We start from the raw sequence: 21,960 nt of genomic DNA, 5'->3' as shown, positions 1-21,960 counted from the left end.
GGCTCTTCCAGCGGATAAGAGAACAAGATGACGATCGTGGCACCCGCACCGCAGCGAACCGCCTACGAACGACACGCCCCCGACCCGCGGCTCGTCGAGCGGGCCCTGAAAGACAGCCGGCATGCGGTGTTCTGGCTGGAAGATGCACCCGGCCGGCGCTACCCGCCGCTGACCTCCTCCACCACTGCCGACCTGGCCGTGGTCGGGGGCGGCTATCTGGGCCTGTGGACGGCTCTGCAGGCCAAGCGCCGCAGCCCGGGCGCCCGGGTGGTGCTGCTGGAGGCCGAGACCATCGGCTGGGCCGCCTCGGGCCGCAACGGTGGTTTCTGCGAGGCCAGCATCACTCATGGCGAGGACAACGGACGTTCGCGCTGGCCGGGTGAGTACGCGGCGCTTGAGCGGCTGGGCCGGGAGAACCTGGACGGCTTCGAGCAGGACGTGGATCAACTCGGCCTGGATTGCGAGTGGGAACGCACCGGAACCCTGAGCGTTGCCGTCGAGCCGCATCAGGTGCCCTGGCTCGGGCCGGACGCGATGGACGCCGGCCGCACCCGCACCGAGATCAGCTCGCCGCTGTTTCTGGGTGGCCTGTGGAGCCGACGGGACACCGCGCTGGTTCACCCGGCCAAGCTGGCGCACGAACTGGCCCGGGCAGCAAGCGAACTGGGCGTCGAAATTCACGAACACTCCCCCGTCGTCGGTTTGACCAGCACCCGGCTGGGCCCGGTCGCGCTCCGCACGCCGCGCACCACCGTCCGGGCCGCACGAGTGGCCTTGGCCAGCAACGTCTTCCCCTCGCTGCTGAAGCGCCTGAGGCCGATGACGGTGCCGGTGTACGACTACGTCCTGATGACCGAGCCGCTCACCGAGGCCCAGCACGCCGCCATCGGCTGGGAGCACCGCCAGGGCCTGACCGATCTGGCCAACCAGTTCCACTACGCCCGGCTCACCGCCGACCGGCGCATCCTCTTCGGCGGCTACGACGCGGTCTACCACCGGGGCGGGCGGATCAGCGCCGCCTACGAGGACCGCCGGGCCACCTATACCCGGCTGACCTCGCACCTGCTGGCCACCTTCCCGCAGCTGGCCGGCATCCGGATCAGCCACCGCTGGGCCGGGGCGATCGACACCTCCACCCGCTTCACCGCCTTCCACGGCCTGGCCCGCAACGGGCGGGTGGCGTACGCGGCCGGGTTCACCGGGCTCGGGGTCGGAGCCACCCGCTTCGCCGCCGACGTCATGCTGGACCGGCTGGCCGGGGCCGACACCGAGCGCACCCGGCTGAGCATGGTGCGACACAAACCGCTGCCCTTCCCGCCGGAGCCGCTGGCCGGGGTGGGCATCGACCTCACCCGCTGGTCGCTGGACCGGGCCGATCATCGCGCGGGCCGCCGCAACCTCTTCCTCCGGGCCCTGGATGCCGCTGGACTGGGCTTCGATTCCTGACAAAGCTGCCAAAGACTCCATAAGCCATCAGCTGATCACGATGTTGCCACCGGAACATGTACCGTTCTCCGCCGGTGCGCGAGACCCTGCTCAAGGCGAGGGGCACCGGTGGCGAACACCTGATCAGCAGAAGAAGGGCCCCCGTTGACCAAACCGGACACCGTCGAGCCGCCCGGCCGACCGGAACCAGAACTCGACCACTCGGCGATCGGCTTCGTCGACGCCGTGGTGATCGGCCTGGCCGCGACCTCCCCCGCCTATTCGCTGGCGGCCATCATCGGTGCGATCACCGCCGCCGTCGGAATCTACGCCCCCGGCGCACTGCTGGCCTCGTTCGTGCCGATGGCGCTGATCGCAGGCGCGTTCCTCTACCTGAACCGGGTGGACCAGGACTGCGGCACCACGTTCAGCTGGGTGACCCGGGCGATGGGCCCGTGGTTCGGCTGGATCGGCGGCTGGGCGATCACGATGACCGGGGTGCTGATCATCGGCTCGCAGGCGGACGTCGGGGTCGGCTTCTTCCTGCGGATGATCGGCCAGGACGGCGCGGCCGACAACAACTGGGTCCGGATGCCGCTGGCGATCGCCCTGATCCTGTTCCTGACCTGGCTGTGCGTGCTCGGTACCGACCTGTCGGCCCGGGTCCAGGACATCCTGATCCTGATCCAGGTCGGCGCGCTGCTGATCTTCGCCACGGTGGCCCTGTTCCGGGTCTACTCCGACGACAGCCCGCTGCAGGCGCTGGACCCCGACCTGTCGTGGTTCAACCCGTTCGGCGCGGGCGGCGCCCCGCTGACCACCGCCCTGCTCCTGGGCGTCTTCGCCTACTGGGGCTGGGAAGCGTCGGTGAACCTCAACGAGGAAACCCGCGGCGGGCCGTCCGTTGCTGGCCGGGCCTCGCTGCTGTCCACGTTCATCCTGCTGCTCACCTACCTCGGGGTGGCCACCGCAGTGGTCGCCTTCGCCGGTACCGCCTGGCTGGCCGAGAACGCCGGCGAGGAGGAGGCGATCTTCGCCATGCTGGCCGGTGAGGTGATGGGTGGCTGGGACTGGGTGCTGCTGCTGTCGGTCGCCGTCTCGGCCATCGCCTCCACCCAGACCACGATCATCCCGGCCTCCCGCACCGGCCTGTCGATGGCCCGCCGGCACGCCCTGCCGGCCACCTTCGGCCGGATCCACCCGCGGCACCGCACCCCGGACGTGAGCACCTGGTGGGTGGCCGGTATCGCCATCGTCTGGTACGTCGGCATCTACACGGTCAGCGAGAACGCGCTCTACGACTCGGCCACCGCGCTGTCGTTGCTGGTCGCCTTCTACTACGCGCTGAGCGGGATCGCCTGTGCCGTCTACCACCGCAAGCACCTCACCGAGTCGTTCAAGAACCTGGTGCTGATCGGGCTGTTCCCGCTGACCGGGGCCGGGCTGCTGATCTGGCTGCTGGTGCTCTCGGCCCGGGACATGGCTGATCCGGAGAACTCCTACAGCGGCGAGGCCTGGCTGGGGGTCGGGCCGCCGCTGGTGGTCGGCATCGGCATCTTCGCGGTGGGCCTGCTCCTGATGATCGCCTGGCGGCTGAAGGACCAGCGGTACTGGCAGGAGAGGCCGGGCCTGCCCGACCCTGACGTGGTGCACGGGCTGAAGTCCGCCGCACCGGATCCCGACGGAATGGAACCCTGATGAGCATCGTGCTGGGCTACGACGAGTCCCCCGTCGCCCACGCCGCCCTGGACACCGCCATCGACCTGGCCCAGCGCCTGGGCCAGCCGCTGGTGCTGGTCTACGGCGCGGGGGTGCCGGGCGGCGTCAGCGAAGAGATGTCCTCGCACCGTGAGGCCCTGCAGGAGATCGGCCGCAAGGCGCTGGACGAGGGGGTCGGCCTGGCCCGCAAGGCCGGGCTGGAGCCGGTGGTCGAGCTGGTCGGGCGCAAGCCGGTGAAGGCGCTGCTGGAGGCCGGCGAGAAGTACGACGCCACCTTCATCGTGGTCGGCTGCACCTCCGAAAGCCCGATGCGGGCAGCCGTTCTCGGATCGGTCCCGCACAAGCTCCTGCGCCGCAGCACCCGTCCGGTGCTCTGCGTGCCTGCTCGTTCGTAGACCACCACCGACTCAAGGACGCCGGCCTCCTCTTCTGGAGGCCGGCGTCCTTTGTTGTCTGCTCCCCGACGCAACCCCATAAGCAGACGTGATCGGTTCTCATCACAACTCCTCGTTGGAGTTTGCCCGGAAAGGTCTCTTATCTTCGAAGCAGCGAAAAGCCCCGAGTGGCGCGGTATCCGCCCCGAACCCAGAGGATCCCCATGCCCGGAACGTTGCCCCTGAGCCGTCGTGACCTGCTGCGGGCCGGACTCGGCGCGGGCACCCTGTTCGCCCTGGCCGCCTGCGGTTCCGGATCGGGATCCGGGCCGGCCGCGGGCGGTTCCGGGGTGATCACCTGGGCCTGGCAACTGCCCACCAGCTGGGATCCGATCACCTCCTCGGCCGGTTCCGACGTGCAGATGCTGGCGCTGGCCTACGACGCGCTGACCGCCCTGGACCCCTCCGGCAAGGCGATCGGCTGGCTGGCCGAGAAGTGGGAGTACAACGACGAGGGCACAGCGGTCACCTTCACCCTGCAGCCGGATCTGAAGTTCTCGGACGGTACCGCGCTGAACGCCGACGCGGTGGCCCGCTCGCTGAACCGGGCCCGCACCGCGAAGGGCTCGCTGGTCGCCCCGCAGCTGGCCGACGTGCAGGAGGTCACCGCCGAGGGTGAGCTGGACGTGCTGATCACCTTGACGGAGACCAACTTCCAGTACCCGTTGCTGCTGGCCGGGAAGACCGGCATGGTGGTCAATCCGGGGGTCTTCGAGAAGGACGCGAGCGTGCTGGCCACCACCGCGGCCGGTTCCGGGCCGTTCACCCTGACCTCGTACACCGAGAACGACCACGCCGAGCTCCGCAAGAACCCGCAGTTCCACCTGGCCGACGAGATCCTGGTCGAGGAGTTCCGGCTCTACCCCGCTCCGGATGCCGCCACCGCGGTCGCCTCGGCCGCGTCCGGCCAGTACAACGTGGTGCGGATCGGCGCCGCGAACATCGATGCCGCGCAGGCCGCCGGGCTCGAGGTGCAGGTGCTGGACTCGATGTTCGTGGCCGTGCTGGACGTCAACACCACCAAGGCCCCGTTCGACAACCCGGCGGTGGTGCAGGCGCTGAAGTTCGGCATCGACCGCGAGAAGATCCGCCAGGTGGCCAAGTTCGGCGTGGGCGACGTCAACTACCAGCCCTTCCCCAAGGGTTACGTGGGTTATGCCGAAGACCTGGGCGAGGTGTACGCCTACGATCCCGCCAAGGCCCGCCAGATCCTCGCCGACGCCGGGCTTTCCGGTGGGGTGAAGGGGACCTTCAGCGTCACTGCGCCGCCGCACCCGGCCACCGAGCAGATCCAGGCGCAGCTCAAGGAGATCGGGATCGACCTGAGCATCGAGACCATCCCGGGCAGCGAGTGGACCCAGATCGTCTATCTGGAGCACGCAAAGGCGCTCGGCTACGACGGTTTCGCCGGACGGGAATCGCCGGTGCAGGCGTTCCAGGTGCTGTTCAGCGAGACCGGCCTGATGAACCCGGCCCGCAACCGCGACCCGGAACTCGACGCCCAGATCGCCAAGGTGCGCGCCACCCCGGTCGACGACCCGTCCTACCCCGAGGTGCTGCAGGAGGCCACCCGGATCGCGGTGACCAACTTCCCGAATGTCTTCCTCTACAACGAACCGTTCATCATCGCCCGGCAGAAGTCGGTCACCGAGCTGCCGCAGTCGCCGAGTCTGCGCCGGTTCGAGGGAATCTCGGCCGGATGAACGGCGCGGCGACGCAGCTGGGGCGCCTGGTCCTGACCACCGTCACGGTGCTGCTGCTGGCCTCGATGGTCACCTTCGGCCTGGGAGCGCTGAGCAAGAGCAACCCGGCCGCCACGGTGCTCGGCGAGACCGCCACCGAACAGGACATCGCGGTGATGCGGGAGCAGTTCGGCCTGGACCAGCCGCTGGTGGAACGCTACCTGACCTGGCTGGGCGATGCCCTGCTGGGCGACCTGGGCCGCTCCTGGTTCACCACCGTGCCGGTCTCCGACTCGATCCGCCAGGCGCTGCCGGTCGATCTGTCGATCGCTGCGCTGGCCCTGGTGCTGGCCATCCTGATCGGCGTCGCCGCCGGCGTCACCGCAGCCGTACGGGCCGGGGGCATCGTGGACCGCACGGTGACGGTGGTCTGCTCGGTGGTCGCCACCCTGCCGCCGTTCGTGATCGGCATCGCCCTGATCGTGGCGCTCGCCCTGAAGACCCGCTTGTTCCCGGCCGGAGGCTACGTGGCCTTCGGCGTGGATCCGCTGCAGTGGCTGCGTTTCGCCTTCCTGCCCGCTCTGGCCCTGAGCATCGAGGTCGCCGCCGGGATCGCCCGGCAGCTGCGCACCTCGATGGTCGCCGCGCTGGACGAGAACTACGCCACCGGTGCCCGGATGCGCGGTTTCAGCCACTGGCGCGTGCTTTTCGTTCATGTCCTGCGCAATGCCCTCTCCCCCACCCTGGCGGTGATCGGGATGGCCATGCCGTTGATCATCGGAGGCGCGGTGATGACCGAGAAGCTGTTCAACCTGCCCGGGGTGGCCCAGCTCGCCCTGCAGTCCGCCCAGCGCGGCGATGTGCCGGTGGTGCTCGGCACCTTGCTGGTGACGGCCGTGATCGTGCTGATCGGCAACCTGAGCGTGAACGCGCTGCAGGTGCTGCTGAACCCGGCGGCCCGGCGATGAGCCGGCTGCTGCGGATCCGCAGCGCCCGGATCGCCCTGACCGTGCTGGCGCTGATCGCCTTCCTGGCGCTCTTCGGCGAGCGGATCGCCCCGTACGACCCGCTGCAGCAGCATCCGGACGTGCTGGCCGGGCCCAGCCTGAACTACCTGATGGGCACCGACTACGTGGGCCGGGACGTGTTCAGCCGGCTCCTGGCCGGCACCCGGCTGTCGGTGATCGGCGCGCTCGAGGCGGTGACGGTGGGCCTGCTGATCGGGGTGCCGGCCGGGCTGGCCTCGGTCTGGATGGGCCGGGTCGGGGAATGGATCGCGCTGCGGCTGACCGACACCCTGATGATCCTGCCCTTCACCGTTTTCGCCATCGCCGTGGCCGGCACCCTGGGCAACGGGCTGCACCAGGCGATGATCGCGGTCGGCCTGCTGACCAGCCCGGCGTTCTTCCGGATCAGCCGGGCGGTGGCGCTGGGCCTGCGCAGCGCGCAGTACGTCGAGGCCGCCGAGTTGATGGGGGCTTCGCGGTGGTGGGTGCTGCGCCGGCACATCTGGTCGAAGGTGCTGCCCAACGTGGCGGTGGCCGGGGCGCAGACGATGGGCTCCGCGCTGCTGGTGGTGGCTTCCCTGGCCTTCCTCGGCCTGGGCATCATCCCGCCCACGCCGACCTGGGGCGGCATGCTCTCGGCCGACCTCGGCTTCCTCGACCGCCAACCCTGGGCCCCGCTCTTTCCGGGGCTGATGCTCGTGCTCACCGTCGGCTCGCTCAACGTGCTCGCCGACTGCATCCGCGAGGCCTCCAGCGGGCGTGTGCAGCGCCGTGGCCTCACCCGCCTGACCAAACCTCAGCCCGTCCTGACGCCTGAGCCCGTTCTGGAGAAGGAGACCCGATGACCACTCAGCCGACTCACGACAACCGCTACGAGGACGTCGAGATCCTCGGCATGATCGGCACCGCCGACGCCTCCGAGATCCGCCCCGCCACCGGCCCGGTGATCGACCCGGACTACACCGCCCGCTTCGCCAAGGCCCACGAGGACGGCGGATTCGACCGCATCCTGATCGGCTACGGCGCCGGCTGGTCCGAAGGCACCCAGGTCGCCGCCTACGCCGCTGCCCAGACCGAGCGCCTGGGTCTGCTGGTCGCGCATCGTCCGGGCGTGGTGCACCCCACCCTGGCCGCCCGCACCTTCGCCACCCTGGACCACTTCTCCCAGGGCCGGGTCGCTCTCAACATCGTCAGCGGCGGCACCGATACCGAGCAACGCCGCGAAGGTGACTACCTCTCCAAGGACGAGCGTTACGCCCGCACCGACGAATATCTCGGCATCCTGCGCCGGCTTTGGGACCAGCCCGGCCCGCACTCGTTCGATGGTGACTTCTACCGCTTCGAGGGCCTGAACCCGGCCGTGCGCCCTTACCGGGAAAGGCATCTGGAGCTGTTCTTCGGCGGCAGCTCACCGGCCGCCTACCGGGTCGGCTCGAAACGCGCCGACACGTACATGCTCTGGGGCGAACCGCTGGCCGAGACCGGCGAGCAGATCGCCACCGTCACCGAACAGGCCGCCGCGGTGGCACGCGCACGGCCGCGCATCTCGGTCTCGTTCCGCCCGATTCTGGGCCGCACCGACGCCGAGGCCTGGGAGCGCGCGCACGGCATCCTCGGCTCGCTGAATGCCGCGCCGGTTGAACGGGACCGCCCGCAGAACTCCGGCTCGCTTCGGCTTCTGGCGGCGGCCGAGAAGAGCGACCTGCACGACCGGTGCCTATGGACGCCCACCGCCAGTGCCGTTGGTGGCGGCGGCAATTCGACGGCGCTGGTGGGTTCGCCGGAAACCGTTGCCGCCGCGCTGCTCGACTACGTCGAGATCGGCGTGAACACCGTCCTGATCCGCGGCTACGACCCACTGCCGGACGCCGTCGACTACGGCCGCAACCTCCTGCCTCTGGTGCGTCAGGAACTGGCTCACCGCATCGCCGTCAACGCCTGAAGGAGAACCATGAGCATCACCGCCTGGGACGAACCCGCTGGAGGCACCCCACGCGGCACCCTGATCCTGCTGCCCGGCCGCGGCGAGACCGCCGCCTCGTATGCCCGTTTCGGCCGCCGGATCAGCGCCGACGCCTGGAAGGTCCGCCTGGTCCCGGTCGACCTGAACGACCTCGAACACGCTCGCACCCAGATCGAGAAGCTCCTCGCCGACAGCACCTTGCCCGGCCCCAAGGTGCTCATCGGCTCCGACAGCGGCGCCACCTTCGCCGCCCACCTGGCTGACGAAGTCCCGGCCGACGCCGTGATCCTGGCCGGCTCGGCCCTGCCGTCCAGCAGCGTCCCGGAGAGCTGGGACCAGGAACTCGACGCCCGATCCGCCTGCCCGGTGCACCGCTCCCTCCTGACCGAAGACCCGTCCTTCCAGCGCGGTGCCCTTGCCCAGCAACTGCCCTGGTCGAGCATCCGGCCTCCGGCCAAACCCTTCCTTGCCCTGCACGGCGCTGAAGACACCCTCACCCCGCCCGAGGAGATCACCGACCAACTCCCCCGAGACCAAGTCCGACTGGTCCGCGACGGCCACCACGACGTCCTCAATGACGCCTCTCACCGCGCGGTGGCGGCCACCGTCATCCTGTTCCTGGAATCCCTGCGCCTCGGCCCCGACCTGCCACCGATCATCCGCTGAAGTCGATGTCGTAAGCCGCCCGGACCAGCTTGCGCACCCCCACGTCGGCAGCCTCTGGATACGAGGTGAACCCGTACGTCAACAGCACGTACGAGCCCTTCTTGCCCCGGCAGGCCCGATACCGGCGAATCTCCTCCTCGTAGTCACCGGCCACGTTGTAGACCGAGATCCGCCGGCCGTCCACCCCGGTCATTTTCTGCACCTGCGCCCGGGTCAGGTCCTTCTTCAGCTTGCCGAACTCCTTGATCGACACGCACGGCCGGGCCTTCGTCGCCGCCGAGGCAGGCACCGAACCGGCCAGCACCAGGCCGAGGACAACGGCGCCGAACATGATGATTCGCTTGAGCAACATGGCGTGCCTTCCACCGAGGGGACAGGACGCGCCCTGCATCGGCATCCCCCGCAGCGCCCTGAAGCCCTCCGTACCCGGCAGTCAACCGGGCCTACGCCCACCGGTCGACAGCGCTCTCACCAGTTCCGGACCTGCGGCACTGCGCTGCCTTCGCCGGGCAGGCCGACAGTTAGTTCTCGTGCAGAGCGCACGAACCGTACACCGACAGTGTGGTGTTCTCGACGAACCCGAGTTTGAGCGACGCACCGGTACTGTCGCGGAGCACCAGCATGGCGTTGCCGGGCTCGTCCTTCAGTGAACCGCCCACGGTAAAACCGTACTGCTCGGCGATGGCACTCACCTTGGCCTTTACCTCAGGCCAGACCTCGTCCGAGGGGGCACCAACACCACCGTTCCCGGCGGTATAAATCGCAGACTCAGCGCCCTTGACATCCGCATAAGGCCGGCTACAGAAACTCAGCCCGATCTGGGTGATCTCGTCGGAATTCCACCGGACGTTCGGCGCCAACTCGGAGACCGCGTCTTGAACCTCCTTCAGCAGCGCCCGGTAATCCTTCTCCGCCTGCTCGAAGGACGGGCGCGCCTGCAGTTCCTCGCGAGCCTCGTCAAGTGATGTACCCAGAACAGATCCTCCACATCCCGCCAGAGCACCGGTCAACACCAGCATCACCAACGCCGCACCAAAAAGTTTCACTGCGCCCACACGGCTCATCTCCCGAACACCCCGAAAGGCTTTTCCACCATCCGGCCCAGATCCGGCCGGGCCCGATAGGCCTCACCGAGCGGGAGATTACTCCTACCGGTGATGGCGTCCTCCGGATAACCAGCCACCAGCACGCCCAGGTTGTACTGAATCGTTGATTCTTCGAGCATATAGTCGGAGTGAAGCCGGACCCCGGATAACTCTTCCCCGTTGACCGTGGCCTTGTCCGTGCTCAGATAAGTGATTCCAGGCATTTCTGAAGGGTCCTTACCGAACTTGGCCAGATCCCCAATCCCGTCACCGTCTGCTTCGGCATAGAAAACGTTCCCGCTACGCACCTTGAGATCCTCGACATCATCAACGCTCAATCCCGGTGATCCGTAGAAGGCCACCCGGTCGACACCGGTGGTCTGCTGTAAGGCATACCCGGTGGTGGTCGATCCATAAGAATGCCCCAGCGCAGTCACATTCACGCCGTCGTCGCGCGCGGACTGAAGGCCCTGATGGAACCGGGCCAGTCGATCGCCACCCGCCTGCGCACTGTTTGTCTCAAGAACCGAATCACCGTCCAGATCGCCCACCGAGTCCAACGTGAGCTGCGGACTCTGGTAATTCATCCAGGTGATCGTGGCCACCTGTTCAACTCCTTGCTCAATGCCGGCGGCGTCACCATGACGGAACAAGGCTTCACCGGAAACCGCCCGCAGTTGGTCCATCTGGGTGTCATAGTTTTTCATCCCCACAACGTTCGAGGTGAGACCTGGCGTGAAAACGCCCACGTGTGTTGCAGTGTCAGGATTACCCACCGAAACGATGGACTGCGTCCGCTTCTCGCTGAGATCCAGCCCGAGAATCATCCGGTTCGGCCGTTGCGCCATCTCGGCGACGCTACCAAGTGAATCCACCCGCTCCCTTGCCTGCTCGATCTCAGCATTCAGCCGACGGTACTCCTCCTGCCCCTCCGGGGAGATCTCCACACCGTTGAAATATTTCCCAGCAAGCGCATCGCGTTCTTCCTGGGCCTGCCGCAGCTTCCGCTTCCATTCATCCAGATACTGCGGAAGCAGCGCACGATTGGCCTGATCTCTCGCGGCGTACGGAATTCCGTCGCGATTAGCGATCCATTCGGGATGCTTCTCGATCACTTCAGCCTGCTCGCCCGGCGCGAGTGCGTTCCAGTAGGCCGCGTTCTGATCCGGAGTCCCATCGCCGGTCGGGGGTGCGTAGATGCCGGACTCTCCCTCGCTCGCCCCCAGCCTCCGGGCCGCGCGCAGACTGGGCGAGTCCAGCTGCGCCAACTCACCGGCCAGCACCCCCGTATTGAGCAGGTTCACCAAGTCTTGGTCCATGTACCCGGCCCGGCGCACTACTTCCTCGACCATCGCCGCGCACTTGTCCTGAAGTTGCCGCCGTTCCGCATGGTTCATGACGCTCGCGTGCACCCTGGGCAGCAGACCCTCCACCCGCGTGTCCAGGACCATGTTGTCGACGATCACCAGTTCGTTGCCCTCCGCGAAGGCGATCGCCTGGTCCCGCAGATTGACGATTCCGGTTGCCGCGTCAAAAGCTTCGCTCAGTCCGCGGCGAACGGCGGCGATCTCGGTCAGTCGGTCTTCCAGCGACTCGTTGATCGACGACCATTCGCTCAGCGCCGCAGCCGCCGCAGTGCCCGACCAGCTCTTCGGCTTGGCCCCGACCAGATCGCTACCGAGTTCGACAATGCTGTCCTCGACCTTCTGCAGGTTCTTGACCGCAAACTGCAACTCGGCTGGTTTCCACAGCTGGACATCGGCCCAGTCGGCGCTCACCGCAGCCCGCTGGGGGCGATCGTGCGGTAGCCAGAAGCCCCCGCCTCATCGCTGCTCTCGTACTCTCTGGCAGCCGTGTGCAGACTCTCGCCGTAGCGGCTCACCCGCTCACACAGACTACGTAACTGCGACTCCCAGAGAGATCCGACGTTCTTCAGCAGCGTGACACTGTCCTGGCCGGGAATCCCCTTGGCTGCGGCGGCGAGATGGTCACCAGGATTGAGGGGAGCCAGTTGCTCCACCACCAGATCCGCCTTTTTGTCGCACTTGCGCAACTCATCGGGATCGACTCGGACCTTCCCAGCCATGCCTGTCTCCTTACCGCAATCGGTTCCGGAGGCTAACAGAGCCTGTGATCGGTATCCAGATCGGCCTTTTCGCCCCAAAGGGCAATAGGGACTATTCCGCCGACCTCACCACCGGGGGCCGGTGTCTTCGGTTCTGTGGTTGTTTCAGCTCGTCAGTTGAGCACCAGCACCAGGTCTCCGCCGTCCACGCCCTGCACCCCGGACAAGGCCACCCGCTGCACCACGCCCTCCACCGGAGCCGTGATCGAGGCCTCCATCTTCATCGCCTCGATCGTGGCCACCGTGTCGCCGGCCGAGACCTTGTCGCCCGGGGCCACCACCACCGTCACCACGCCCTGGAACGGCGCCGCCACGTGCCCGGCCACCGCCGGGTCGGCCTTCTCCGCGGTCGGGATCTCGGCGGCGATCCGGGTGTCGCGCACGCTGATCGGGCGCATCTGGCCGTTCAGCCGGGCCATCACCGTGCGGAAGCCGCGCTCGTCGGGTTCGCTGATCGACTGCAGGCCCATGATCAGCGTCTTGCCCTCGTCCAGCTCCACCACGTGCTCCTCGCCGCGGCGCAGGCCGTAGAGGTAGTCCAGGGTGGGCAGGGCCGAGGTGTCGCCGTAGGTGGAACGGTTCTCGGCGAAAATCTTCGTGGGGCCGGGGAAGAGCAGCTCGTTCAGGGCCTGGCGGGGGTTTTCGGCCAGCTTCAGAGTTTGCTCGGGGGTCAGTTCCTCGGCCGGCGCCTTCCAGGTCCGGCCTTCGAGGGCCTTCTCCCGGAACGGCGACGGCCAGCCGCCGGGCGGGTCGCCCAGCTCGCCGTTGAGGAAGCCGATCACCGAGTCGGGGATGTCGAACGAGCCCGGGTGCTCGGCGAAGCCCTCCGGGTCGGCGCCCGCCGCCACCAGGGAAAGAGCCAGATCACCAATAACTTTGGACGACGGGGTCACCTTGGGTACGTTGCCGAGGATGTCGTTCGCGGCGGCGTACATGTTCTCGATCTGCTCGAACTTCTCGCCCAGCCCCAGCGCGATGGCCTGCTGGCGCAGGTTGGACAGCTGACCGCCGGGAATCTCGTGGCGGTACACCCGGCCGGTCGGCGAGCTCAGCCCGGACTCGAACGGCGCGTAGACCCGGCGCACCGCCTCCCAGTACGGCTCCAGCGCGTTCACCGCGGCCAGCGACAGGCCGGTGTCCCGCTCGCTGAAGTCGGTTGCTGCGACCAGGGCCGAAAGCGGCGGCTGGGAGGTGGTTCCGGCCATCGAGGCACTGGCCGCATCAACCGCGTCCACCCCGGCCGCGATCGCCGCAGTCAGCGTGGCGAGCTGCCCACCGGCCGTGTCGTGGGTGTGCAGGTGCACCGGCAGGTCGAACTCCGAGCGCAACGCCGTCACCAACCGGGAAGCAGCGGGCGCACGGAGCAGCCCGGCCATGTCCTTGATGCACAGCACGTGCGCCCCGGCCTCCACGATGCGCGCCGCCAGTCGCAGGTAATAGTCCAGCGTGTAGAGCTTTTCGGCCGGATCGGACAGGTCGCCGGTGTAGCAGAGCGCCACCTCGGCCACGGTCGTCCCGGTCGCCCGCACGGCCTCGATCGCTGGGCGCATCTGCTCCACGTCGTTCAGCGCATCGAAGATCCGGAACACGTCGATCCCGGTCGCCGCCGCCTCGGCCACGAACGCATCCGTCACCTTGGTCGGATATGGCGTGTAGCCCACCGTGTTCCGCCCGCGCAGCAGCATCTGCAGCGCGATGTTCGGCACCGCCTCGCGGAGCGCGGCCAGGCGTTCCCACGGGTCCTCGGCCAGGAAGCGCAGCGCCACGTCGTACGTCGCGCCACCCCACGCCTCGATCGACCACAGCTGCGGCGTAGTGCGGGAGACGTGCGGGGCAACGGCCAGCAGATCACGGGTACGGACGCGGGTGGCCAGCAGCGACTGGTGCGCGTCGCGGAACGTGGTGTCGGTCACCGCAACGCGGTTCTGCTCGCGCAGCGCCCGGGCGAACGCCTCCGGGCCCTTGGCCTGCAGCAGTTGCCGGGTTCCCGGCTTCGCCGGTTCCTCCCCAAGGGCAGGCAGTTTCACCGAGGGGTCGATGGTGACCGGCGCAGCCCCGTGCGGCTGGTTCACCGTCACCCCGGCCAGGTAGGTCAGCAGCTTGCTGCCCCGGTCCCCCGAGCCGCGCGCCTGCAGCAGCTGCGGGTGGGTCTCGATGAAGGCCGTGGTCACCCGGCCCGCCGAGAAGTCCGGGTCGTCCAGAACCGCCTGCAGGAAGGGGATGTTCGTGGAGACACCGCGGATCCGGAACTCGGCCACCGCCCGCCGGGCCTTCTCCACCGCCTTCTCGAACGTGCGCCCGCGACAGGTCAGCTTGGCCAGCATCGAGTCGAAGTGGGCATTGACCTCGGCCCCGGTGTAGGCCGTACCACCGTCGAGCCGCACCCCGCCACCACCGGGCGAGCGGTAGGTGGTGATCACCCCCGTGTCCGGCCGGAAGTTGTTGGCCGGGTCCTCGGTGGTGATCCGGCACTGCAGCGCCGCCCCGCGGATCGCCACGTTCTCCTGTGAAAGCCCCAGATCGGCCAGGGTTTCGCCGGAGGCGATCCGCAGCTGGGACTGGACCAGGTCCACGTCCGTGATCTCTTCGGTGACCGTGTGCTCGACCTGGATCCGTGGGTTCATCTCGATGAACACGTAACTGCCGTCCGGCGCCAGCAGAAACTCCACCGTGCCGGCGTTGCGGTAACCGATCTCCTTGGCGAAACGCACCGCGTCGGCGCAGATCCGCTCGCGCAACTGCGGGTCGAGGTTCGGCGCCGGGGCGATCTCGATCACCTTCTGATGCCGGCGCTGCACCGAGCAGTCCCGCTCGAACAGGTGAATCACATTGCCTTCACCGTCGGCCAGGATCTGCACCTCGATGTGCCGCGGATCCACCACCGCCTGCTCGATGAACACCGTCGGATCCCCGAACGCCCCGTCGGCCTCGCGCATGCAGGTCTCGACGGCCTCACGCAGGTCTTCCGGACGGTCCACCCGCCGCATACCGCGTCCACCACCGCCGGCCACCGCCTTGACGAACAACGGATACGCAAGGTGCGCAGCCGCGTCCACAAGCTCGTCGGGGTTCCTCGACGGCGGGATGCTGGCCAAAGTGGGGACGCCCGCGGCCCGGGCCGCAGCAATCGCGCGGGCCTTGTTGCCGGTCAGTTCCAGAACGTCGGAGCCCGGACCGATGAACGTGATGCCGGCCCGGGCACAGGCCTCGGCCAGCGCCGGATTCTCGGACAGGAATCCGTAGCCGGGGTAGATCGCATCGGCGCCCGCCCGCACCGCGGTGGCAACGATGGCCTCCGGATCCAGGTACGCCCGCACCGGATGGCCGCGCTCGCCGATCTCGTACGACTCGTCGGCCTTGAGCCGGTGCTCGCTCCAGCGGTCCTCGTACGGGAACACCGCCACCGTGCGGGCCCCGACCTCGTAGGCAGCGCGGAAGGCGCGAACGGCGATCTCGCCACGGTTCGCCACCAGAATTTTCGAGAACACGGGCGATCTCCTGGCTCAGTTCGGGATGCGTCGAAGGGCAGGATAGGTCGGCGTCCGGCCCGGTAGCGGCCCAGTTGCGTGGTGTGAGTCACGCGGCAACCCGTGGGAAACATTCGAGTCGTCCACTGGTGGTGGAACTAGTTGCCTGTAGTGAGACATGGCGGTCAGGGAGAACGCGTGCAGACAGTGCGATACGCCGAGGCGGCCGAGCAGAGGTGGCGCAACGACGGTGGTGTCACGCGGGAGCTTTTCCGCGACGAGCGCTGGCGCCTGAGCGTGGCCACCATCGAGGCCGCGGGCGAGTTCTCGAAGTTCGACGGCCTGGACCGGGTGTTCGTGGTGGCCCAGGGAGTCATCGAGCTCACGGTCAACGGGCACGTTCATCTGCTCGAAGCGGGCGAAATGCTGCGATTCACTGGGGAAGACCTGGTCTCGGCGGTTCCCGAGGGCGAGGTGAAGGCCGTGAACGTCATGGCGCGCAGGCCGTTGCGGGCGCGGGTCCGGATCGATCAATGGACGTCGGGCCTGGCTTTGGTCAGCCTGCGCACCTTGGACGGCTATCTGGATGTGGACAACTCGGCCTCGGCTGAGGAAGGGCGCTTCGTCGTGGTAGAGGAGATTGCATGAGTTCCGGTTCGGTTCTGGTGGTCGGCGGCGGACTGGCCGGGGCCTCGGCGGCCTGGCGGCTGGCGGCCCGCGGGATGGACGTCACCCTTCTCGAGCGGCACGTCCCGGCCACCGAGCACGGCAGTTCGCACGGCTCAGCCCGGATCTTCCGTTTCCCCTACCCGCAGGAGCTGTACGTCTCGCTGGTGAAAGACTCGGAGGCGGGCTGGGCCGAACTGTCCGAGCTGCACGGCTCCCCACTGATCACGCCGACCGGCGCCCTGGACTTCGGCGCCGAACGCGACCCGCACGGACTGGCCGAGGTTCTGGCCAAGCTTGAGGTCGAGCACGAACTGCTGAGCCCCGAGGCCGCCCAGCAGCGCTGGCCTCAGATCACGTTCGACTCCGACGTGCTGTTCCACCCGGGCGGCGGGGTGCTGGATGCGGAGAACACCGTGCGGGCCATGGTTTCCGCGGCACAGGCGCTCGGGGCGCGGGTGCTGACCGGCTGGCCGGTGCAGCGACTGGAGCGCACCAGCAAAGGCTTCCGCGCGGTTGCCGATGATGGACGCGCGGTGGAGGCCGGGCGGGTGGTGGTGAGCGCGGGTGGCTGGTTGCCCGAGCTGCTGGGCCGACTCGACCTGCCTTCGGCCTTCGTGAAGGCATTCCCCGATCTGGAGGTGCGCGAGGAGAACGCCTTCCACTTCCCGTACCGCTCGCCGGAAGACGTCTGGCCCACGCTCATCCACAAGCGCTCGGACATCTGCGTGTACGCCTTGCCGGGTGGTCGTGACGCCGGATTCCGTGGGCAGAAGGTCGCCGAGTACAACGCCGGAAAGGTGATCTCGTCCGCGTCCGGGAAGACCGGCGTGATCGACCCGGCCAACCGCCGGCGGGTGGTCGACTACGTGCGCCGCTACCTACCCGGCCTGGAGCCCGAGCCCTACGCCGAGACCACCTGTCTGTTCACCAACACGCCCACCGAGGACTTCGTGATCGACGGCATGGACGGCGTCACCGTGCTCTCCGCTTGTTCCGGCCACGGCGCTAAGTTCGCTCCGGTGCTGGGCGAACTGGCCGCCGACGTCGTCCTGGGCACCGCTGAGATGCCGCGCGAATTCAGAGTTTTGAACTGACCATCAATGAAGGACGCGGTAGCCGCCTAGGTGACCACCGCGTCCTTCATTCTTCTCAGGGCTTTTCGAACGCGTTCACACCGGTCAGCTCAGCCGAGAGCGCCCAAAGCCGCTCAGCGGCCCGGAGATCGACGGCATGAGCGGCGACGCCCGGCACCGAACCGTCGAAAAGCGCAGATTCTGGCGTGATCTCGGCAATGTCGACGTCTTCGAGGTAGACGCCACCGTGCCCCCGCAACTGCGGCGAAGTGGCGGCCCAGAGCGCAGTGGCGGCGCCCTGCTCGGGCGACTTCATCGCATCCGCATCGGTGTAGCTGCCGTCGGGCTTCATCCAGCCCTTCGCCACCATCTCCTCCTGCGGCAGGTGGCGCTGCAGGTGGGTGTCGATGGTGCCCGGATGCACGGCGAACGCCTCCACTCCCTGGTCGGCCGCGAGGGCATTCAGGTGCACGGCGAACAGCACGTTGGCGGTCTTGGCCTGGCCGTAGGCGGCCCACTTGTCGTAGTCGGCGGCGTCGAAGTGCAGGTCGTCCCAGCGGATCGTGCCGAAGCGGTGGCCCAGTGACGAGACCGAGACGACCCGGGCGTCCGTTGCTTCCCGAAGAGCCGGCCAGAGCCGGTTGACCAGGGCGAAGTGACCGAGGTGGTTGGTGGCGAACTGGGATTCCCAGCCTGGGCCCACGCGCTGCAGCGGTGGGGCCATGATGCCGGCCGAGTTGATCAGGATGTCCAGATTGCGGCGGGTGGCCAGGAAGCGCTCGGCGAAGTCGGCCACGCTGGTGAGATCGGCCAGATCCAGATGCTCCACCTCCACCTCGGGAAGAGCCTTGCGGGCGATCTCCGGGCGGCGGGCCGGGACGATCACCCGCGCGCCGGCGTTCACCAGCGCCCGCGTGGTGGCCAGCCCGATCCCCGAGTATCCGCCGGTGACCAGGGCCGTCCTGCCGTTCAGGTCGACTCCGTCCAGGACCTCCGCGGCTGTGCTCCTCGGGCCGAATCCGGAACCGATCTTGTTCTGCTGTGTGCTCATCAGGCTTTCCTCTCTTGGGGCTGCACCGAGCACATCGCGAGCGCACCGAGTGGAACAGTTTCTGCTATCGGGGTACTGCGGGTGACTGTCTGAGCCGCCGCTGCTGCGCCTATCGTCGAGCCCATGGGAAGTCCTCCAGCGGTCCAGACCGAGCTGCGGCGCCGGGTTCGGGAGTTTCTGTCCACCCGGCGGGCTCGTCTGACTCCGCTGCAGGCCGGGCTACCGGTGACCGGTGGCCGGCGTCGGGTGCAAGGGCTGCGTCGTGAAGAGGTGGCCGCGCTGGCCGGGATCAGCGTGGAGTACTACATCCGGCTCGAACGGGGTGACGCGAGCAACGTGTCCGATGCGGTGCTGGACGGGATCGGCCGGGCGCTTCAGCTCAGTGCTGCGGAGCACGCTCATCTGCTCGGTCTGCTGCGCGCGGGCACCACTGCGGTCTGTGCACCGGCCGCTCCCCCGGCTCAGCTCCGGGCTCCGGTGCAGCGCATCCTCGACTCGATGACCACCACGCCGGCGCTGGTGCACGACGGACGGCTGAACGTGCTGGGCTCGAATGCTCTGGGCAAGGCGCTGTTCGAGGCGATGACCGGAACCAACCTGGCCCGGTTCACCTTTCTGGATCCGGCGGCCCGCACCTTCTGGGCGGACTGGGACACGGTGGCCGACGACACGGTGAACCGGTTGCTGACCGCGGCCGGGGCTCGTCCCTGTGATGCGGCCCGCACCGGTCTGGTGTCCGAGTTGTCCTCCGCCAGTGCCGAATTTCGCGAGCGCTGGGCCCGCCACGACGTGTGCGTGCACAGCAGCGGCGTGACCCGGCTGCTGCATCCGCTGGTGGGTGAGCTGGAGCTGGCCTTCGAGAGCACCACGCTGGACTCCGACCCGGGGCAGACCCTGCTGATGTACACCGCCGAGCCGGGCAGTTCCGCCGAGGACGGGCTGAAGCTCCTGGCCAGCTGGAGCGCCGTGATGCAACGCTGAGTAGGGTTCTCCTCATGACCGAGAACCTCGCCAGCTACATCGACCAGACCCTGCTGAAGCCCGAATCCACCCCCGACGACGTGCGCAAGCTCGTGGCCGACGCGCGCGAACTGAGCGTGTTCGGCGTCTGCGTGTCCCCGACGCTGGTGACCGTGGCCAAGGAGGCGGCGGCCGGGTCGGAGCTGGCGGTGGTCACCGTCTGCGGATTCCCCAGCGGTGCGGTGAAGGCCGAGGTCAAGGCGGCGGAGGCGGCCGTGTCGGTGGCCGAGGGCGCGAACGAGATCGACATGGTGATCAACGTCGGCGCCGCGGTGGCCGGGGACTTCGCCACCACCGAGGCCGAGATCGCCGCGGTCCGCGCCGCGGTGCCGGCCCCGAACCTGCTCAAGGTGATCGTCGAGTCCGCCGCGCTGACCGACGAGCAGCTCACCGCCGTGTGCCAGGCCGCCACCCGGGCCGGGGCCGACTTCGTCAAGACCTCCACCGGCTTCCACCCGACCGGCGGGGCCACCGTGCACGCGGTCGAGGTGATGAAGGCCGCGATCGGCCAGGACGTGAAGATCAAGGCCTCCGGCGGAATCCGCACCACGGCCGACGCCGAGGCGATGATCGCCGCCGGCGCCTCCCGGCTCGGGGTCTCCTCGGCCCGCGCAGTGCTCGAGGGCACCGCGGCCACCGGCAGCTACTGATCTCCGATCGACCGCGCCGGCCCGGGGCGGGCGCGGTCGATCCCGGTCTCCGGAGCTGATCAGGTTCCGAGCACCCCGCGCTCGTAGGCCGTGGCCACCGCCGAGGCCCGATCCTTCACCCCGAGTTTGTCGAACACGTGCCCCAGGTGGGTCTTCACCGTGGCCTCGCTGACGAACAGGGCCCGGGCTATCTCACGGTTGGTCCGGCCCCGGGCAACCAAGGTGAGCACCTCGACCTCGCGCTGGCTCAGGGCCTCGGCGCCGGACGAGCGCACGCGGGAGATCACCCGCGTGGCCACCGCCGGCGACAACACCGACTCACCGGCGGCCGCGGCCCGGATCGCGGTGAACAGCTCTTCCGGACGGGCATCCTTGAGCAGGTAGCCGGTGGCTCCGGCATCCAGCGCGGCCATGATGTCGCGGTCGGTCTCGTACGTGGTCAGGACCAGCACCCGGGCCTGGGAACCGCGCCGGGTCAGGGTGGCGATCGCCTCGGCACCCCCTCCCCCGGGCATCCGCAGATCCATCAGCACCACGTCCGGATCGAGCGAGAGCGTCAGCCGGACCGCCTCCGGCCCGTCACCCGCCTCACCCACCACCGTGAAATCTTCTACCGAGGCGCACATTCCGCTGATGCCGTTACGCACCACCGGATGGTCGTCCACGATCAGGATCCGGATTACCTGCTCAGCCACGGCGGAGCACCGGAACCCAGAGCGAGATCGCTGTCCCGCCGCCCTTTTCCGACTCGACCACCAGCCGGCCCGCCAGCTTCTTGGCCCGTTGCCGCATCCCGTCCAGCCCGACCCCACCCACCAACGGCGTCACCGCTGCTGACGGATCGAACCCGACGCCGTCGTCCCTGATGTCCAGCACCAGCTCGTCGTCGGTGTACGACAACGTAACCCCCACCCGTCCCGCCTGCGCATGTTTGGCCACGTTCGCCAGCGACTCCTGGGCCACCCGAAGTACCGTCGCCTCGACCTCGGCCCGCTGCTGCTGGGCGGCCCCGGTGATGGTCAGCTCCCCGGAGATCCCGGTGTCCTGCGACCAGCCCCGAACCAGCTGTTCCAGCGCCGTGTTCAGCTGCGCCTCGTCCAGCTGGGCCGGGCGCAGACCCTGCACCGAGCGCCGCGCCTCGCCCAGCGCCTCCCGGGCCATCCGCGCGGCCCGGCCCCGATGGGTATCGGCCACCTGCGGGTCGGCCGCGTCCTGCGCTGCCTGCAGTTGGGTGACCACCCCGATCAGGCTCTGCGCGATCGTGTCGTGGATCTCCAGGGCCAGCCGCTCCCGCTCGTCCCGGACCCCGGCCTCCCGGGCCTGATCCACCAGTTGCTCGTGCAGCCGGGCATTCTCGGCCATCGCCTCCTGAAGAGCCTGGTTGGTCCGCTCCAGGGCCGCGATCGTGTCCACCCGTTCGGCCGCGACCAGTTCCTCCTTGGCCGCGATTCTCGAGAACATCGTGGCCAGACCGGTGTTCAGGGCGAACAGACCGATGAAGGCGCCCCACTGCACCGCGCTCTGCGGGGGGAAGCCACCCGACTGCGAGCCGGCCATGCTCACCGCGGTAGTGGTCAGCGCCAGGGCTCCCCAGCGCCGCGGCACGTACAGATGCTGATCGAAGTACCCGACCGTGGCGAAGACCGCGTAAAAGGGGTTGAGCACCGTGCCGACGAAGGCCAGAGCGGTCCGCACCACCAGATACCACCGGCCCACCGCATCGTTCAGCTCGGCGGTGTGCCAGCGCCGGTCCGCGCAGACGAAGTGCAGCACCCCGAGCACCAGACTGATCCCCAGCAGGTACGGCAGGCCTTCCTGCGCCTGCAGCAGGCCGGTGGACAGCGCGCTCAGGGCCACCGCCAGGGCCAGCAGAACGTAAGGCCCCCGGCGCAGCACCCTGGCATCCGGCCCTAACGGCATTCCC

The 21,960-nt window shown here is 68.5% G+C and carries 20 protein-coding genes; 12 read left to right on the top strand and 8 right to left on the bottom strand.

Annotation, left to right across the window (positions count from 1 at the left end; translation table 11 throughout):
- Positions 1–27 precede the first annotated feature (27 nt).
- From LR394_RS34680 to LR394_RS34645, 8 genes are all read left to right on the top strand, one after another.
- The gene (locus LR394_RS34680) at positions 28–1,446 is read left to right on the top strand and encodes an NAD(P)/FAD-dependent oxidoreductase (protein WP_231448896.1); all 1,419 of its coding nucleotides are present in this window, start codon (positions 28–30) and stop codon (positions 1,444–1,446) included.
- A gap of 144 nt (positions 1,447–1,590) precedes the next feature.
- Positions 1,591–3,123, top strand: coding sequence for an APC family permease (locus LR394_RS34675; RefSeq protein ID WP_231448894.1), 1,533 nt, complete (start codon positions 1,591–1,593; stop codon positions 3,121–3,123).
- Entirely contained in the window at positions 3,123–3,539 is a 417-nt protein-coding gene (locus LR394_RS34670; RefSeq protein ID WP_231448893.1) for a universal stress protein, read from the top strand. Before LR394_RS34675 ends, LR394_RS34670 begins: the two co-directional genes overlap by 1 nt.
- Positions 3,540–3,742: 203 nt before the next feature.
- The gene (locus tag LR394_RS34665) at positions 3,743–5,281 is read left to right on the top strand and encodes an ABC transporter substrate-binding protein (protein WP_231448892.1); all 1,539 of its coding nucleotides are present in this window, start codon (positions 3,743–3,745) and stop codon (positions 5,279–5,281) included.
- Positions 5,278–6,228 carry an ABC transporter permease gene (locus LR394_RS34660; RefSeq protein WP_231448891.1) on the top strand — a complete coding sequence of 317 codons (951 nt, stop codon included), beginning with the start codon at positions 5,278–5,280 and terminating at the stop codon, positions 6,226–6,228. Before LR394_RS34665 ends, LR394_RS34660 begins: the two co-directional genes overlap by 4 nt.
- Positions 6,225–7,112, top strand: coding sequence for an ABC transporter permease (locus tag LR394_RS34655; RefSeq protein WP_231448889.1), 888 nt, complete (start codon positions 6,225–6,227; stop codon positions 7,110–7,112). Before LR394_RS34660 ends, LR394_RS34655 begins: the two co-directional genes overlap by 4 nt.
- A complete protein-coding gene (locus LR394_RS34650) occupies positions 7,109–8,209 on the top strand; it encodes an LLM class flavin-dependent oxidoreductase (protein ID WP_231448888.1) in 1,101 nt (366 codons plus the stop codon). The genes LR394_RS34655 and LR394_RS34650 overlap by 4 nt, the downstream gene beginning before the upstream one ends.
- A 9-nt stretch (positions 8,210–8,218) precedes the next feature.
- Positions 8,219–8,896 carry an alpha/beta hydrolase gene (locus LR394_RS34645; RefSeq protein ID WP_231448887.1) on the top strand — a complete coding sequence of 226 codons (678 nt, stop codon included), beginning with the start codon at positions 8,219–8,221 and terminating at the stop codon, positions 8,894–8,896.
- Here the strand turns inward: LR394_RS34645 and LR394_RS34640 are convergent.
- From LR394_RS34640 to LR394_RS34620, 5 genes are all read right to left on the bottom strand, one after another.
- Complete coding sequence (locus tag LR394_RS34640) at positions 8,886–9,248, bottom strand: hypothetical protein (RefSeq protein ID WP_231448885.1); 363 nt, start codon at positions 9,246–9,248, stop codon at positions 8,886–8,888. The two genes, LR394_RS34645 and LR394_RS34640, sit on opposite strands and share 11 nt — an antisense overlap.
- A gap of 169 nt (positions 9,249–9,417) precedes the next feature.
- Positions 9,418–9,960, bottom strand: coding sequence for an LppA family lipoprotein (locus tag LR394_RS34635; protein WP_231448884.1), 543 nt, complete (start codon positions 9,958–9,960; stop codon positions 9,418–9,420).
- On the bottom strand, positions 9,957–11,759 hold the full coding sequence (locus LR394_RS43420) for an alpha/beta hydrolase (RefSeq protein ID WP_231448883.1): 1,803 nt from the start codon (positions 11,757–11,759) through the stop codon (positions 9,957–9,959). Before LR394_RS43420 ends, LR394_RS34635 begins: the two co-directional genes overlap by 4 nt.
- A complete protein-coding gene (locus LR394_RS34625; RefSeq protein ID WP_231448882.1) occupies positions 11,756–12,067 on the bottom strand; it encodes a type VII secretion target in 312 nt (103 codons plus the stop codon). The genes LR394_RS43420 and LR394_RS34625 overlap by 4 nt, the downstream gene beginning before the upstream one ends.
- Positions 12,068–12,219: 152 nt before the next feature.
- Entirely contained in the window at positions 12,220–15,594 is a 3,375-nt protein-coding gene (locus tag LR394_RS34620; protein ID WP_231448881.1) for a pyruvate carboxylase, read from the bottom strand.
- Positions 15,595–15,771: 177 nt separating this feature from the next.
- Between LR394_RS34620 and LR394_RS34615 the strand changes: the two genes are divergently transcribed.
- Entirely contained in the window at positions 15,772–16,221 is a 450-nt protein-coding gene (locus LR394_RS34615) for a HutD/Ves family protein (RefSeq protein WP_231448880.1), read from the top strand.
- Positions 16,218–17,336 carry an FAD-dependent oxidoreductase gene (locus tag LR394_RS34610; protein ID WP_231448878.1) on the top strand — a complete coding sequence of 373 codons (1,119 nt, stop codon included), beginning with the start codon at positions 16,218–16,220 and terminating at the stop codon, positions 17,334–17,336. The genes LR394_RS34615 and LR394_RS34610 overlap by 4 nt, the downstream gene beginning before the upstream one ends.
- Positions 17,337–17,391: 55 nt before the next feature.
- On the opposite strand, the gene LR394_RS34605 is transcribed toward LR394_RS34610, so the two are convergent.
- Positions 17,392–18,366: an SDR family NAD(P)-dependent oxidoreductase gene (locus LR394_RS34605; protein WP_231448877.1), complete on the bottom strand. Its 975-nt coding sequence runs from the start codon at positions 18,364–18,366 to the stop codon at positions 17,392–17,394.
- A 123-nt stretch (positions 18,367–18,489) separates the two neighbouring features.
- On the opposite strand from LR394_RS34605, the gene LR394_RS34600 reads away from it, so the two are divergent.
- Entirely contained in the window at positions 18,490–19,347 is an 858-nt protein-coding gene (locus tag LR394_RS34600) for a helix-turn-helix domain-containing protein (RefSeq protein ID WP_231448876.1), read from the top strand.
- Positions 19,348–19,361: 14 nt separating this feature from the next.
- A complete protein-coding gene (gene deoC / locus LR394_RS34595; RefSeq protein ID WP_231448874.1) occupies positions 19,362–20,036 on the top strand; it encodes a deoxyribose-phosphate aldolase in 675 nt (224 codons plus the stop codon).
- A 59-nt stretch (positions 20,037–20,095) separates the two neighbouring features.
- On the opposite strand, the gene LR394_RS34590 is transcribed toward deoC, so the two are convergent.
- Together LR394_RS34590 and LR394_RS34585 are read right to left on the bottom strand one after the other, a co-directional pair.
- Positions 20,096–20,731, bottom strand: coding sequence for a response regulator (locus LR394_RS34590; protein ID WP_231448873.1), 636 nt, complete (start codon positions 20,729–20,731; stop codon positions 20,096–20,098).
- Positions 20,724–21,956: a sensor histidine kinase gene (locus LR394_RS34585; RefSeq protein ID WP_231448872.1), complete on the bottom strand. Its 1,233-nt coding sequence runs from the start codon at positions 21,954–21,956 to the stop codon at positions 20,724–20,726. Before LR394_RS34585 ends, LR394_RS34590 begins: the two co-directional genes overlap by 8 nt.
- Between the last annotated feature and the right edge of the window lie 4 nt (positions 21,957–21,960).

The sequence above is a fragment of the Kineosporia babensis genome (genome assembly GCF_021129305.1).
Classification (GTDB): Bacteria; Actinomycetota; Actinomycetes; order Actinomycetales; family Kineosporiaceae; genus Kineosporia; species Kineosporia babensis.
Note: the sequence above shows the minus strand (reverse complement) of the source record. Positions and strands in the feature narration are given on the sequence as shown.

Coding starts and splice junctions, on each gene's coding strand:
- LR394_RS34680 (WP_231448896.1), top strand. CDS start 28: ATGACGATCGTGGCACCCGCACCGCAGCGAACCGCCTACGAACGACAC.
- LR394_RS34670 (WP_231448893.1), top strand. CDS start 3,123: ATGAGCATCGTGCTGGGCTACGACGAGTCCCCCGTCGCCCACGCCGCC.
- LR394_RS34665 (WP_231448892.1), top strand. CDS start 3,743: ATGCCCGGAACGTTGCCCCTGAGCCGTCGTGACCTGCTGCGGGCCGGA.
- LR394_RS34660 (WP_231448891.1), top strand. CDS start 5,278: ATGAACGGCGCGGCGACGCAGCTGGGGCGCCTGGTCCTGACCACCGTC.
- LR394_RS34655 (WP_231448889.1), top strand. CDS start 6,225: ATGAGCCGGCTGCTGCGGATCCGCAGCGCCCGGATCGCCCTGACCGTG.
- LR394_RS34650 (WP_231448888.1), top strand. CDS start 7,109: ATGACCACTCAGCCGACTCACGACAACCGCTACGAGGACGTCGAGATC.
- LR394_RS34645 (WP_231448887.1), top strand. CDS start 8,219: ATGAGCATCACCGCCTGGGACGAACCCGCTGGAGGCACCCCACGCGGC.
- LR394_RS34640 (WP_231448885.1), bottom strand. CDS start 9,248: ATGTTGCTCAAGCGAATCATCATGTTCGGCGCCGTTGTCCTCGGCCTG.
- LR394_RS34635 (WP_231448884.1), bottom strand. CDS start 9,960: ATGAGCCGTGTGGGCGCAGTGAAACTTTTTGGTGCGGCGTTGGTGATG.
- LR394_RS34625 (WP_231448882.1), bottom strand. CDS start 12,067: ATGGCTGGGAAGGTCCGAGTCGATCCCGATGAGTTGCGCAAGTGCGAC.
- LR394_RS34610 (WP_231448878.1), top strand. CDS start 16,218: ATGAGTTCCGGTTCGGTTCTGGTGGTCGGCGGCGGACTGGCCGGGGCC.
- LR394_RS34605 (WP_231448877.1), bottom strand. CDS start 18,366: ATGAGCACACAGCAGAACAAGATCGGTTCCGGATTCGGCCCGAGGAGC.
- LR394_RS34600 (WP_231448876.1), top strand. CDS start 18,490: ATGGGAAGTCCTCCAGCGGTCCAGACCGAGCTGCGGCGCCGGGTTCGG.
- deoC (WP_231448874.1), top strand. CDS start 19,362: ATGACCGAGAACCTCGCCAGCTACATCGACCAGACCCTGCTGAAGCCC.
- LR394_RS34585 (WP_231448872.1), bottom strand. CDS start 21,956: ATGCCGTTAGGGCCGGATGCCAGGGTGCTGCGCCGGGGGCCTTACGTT.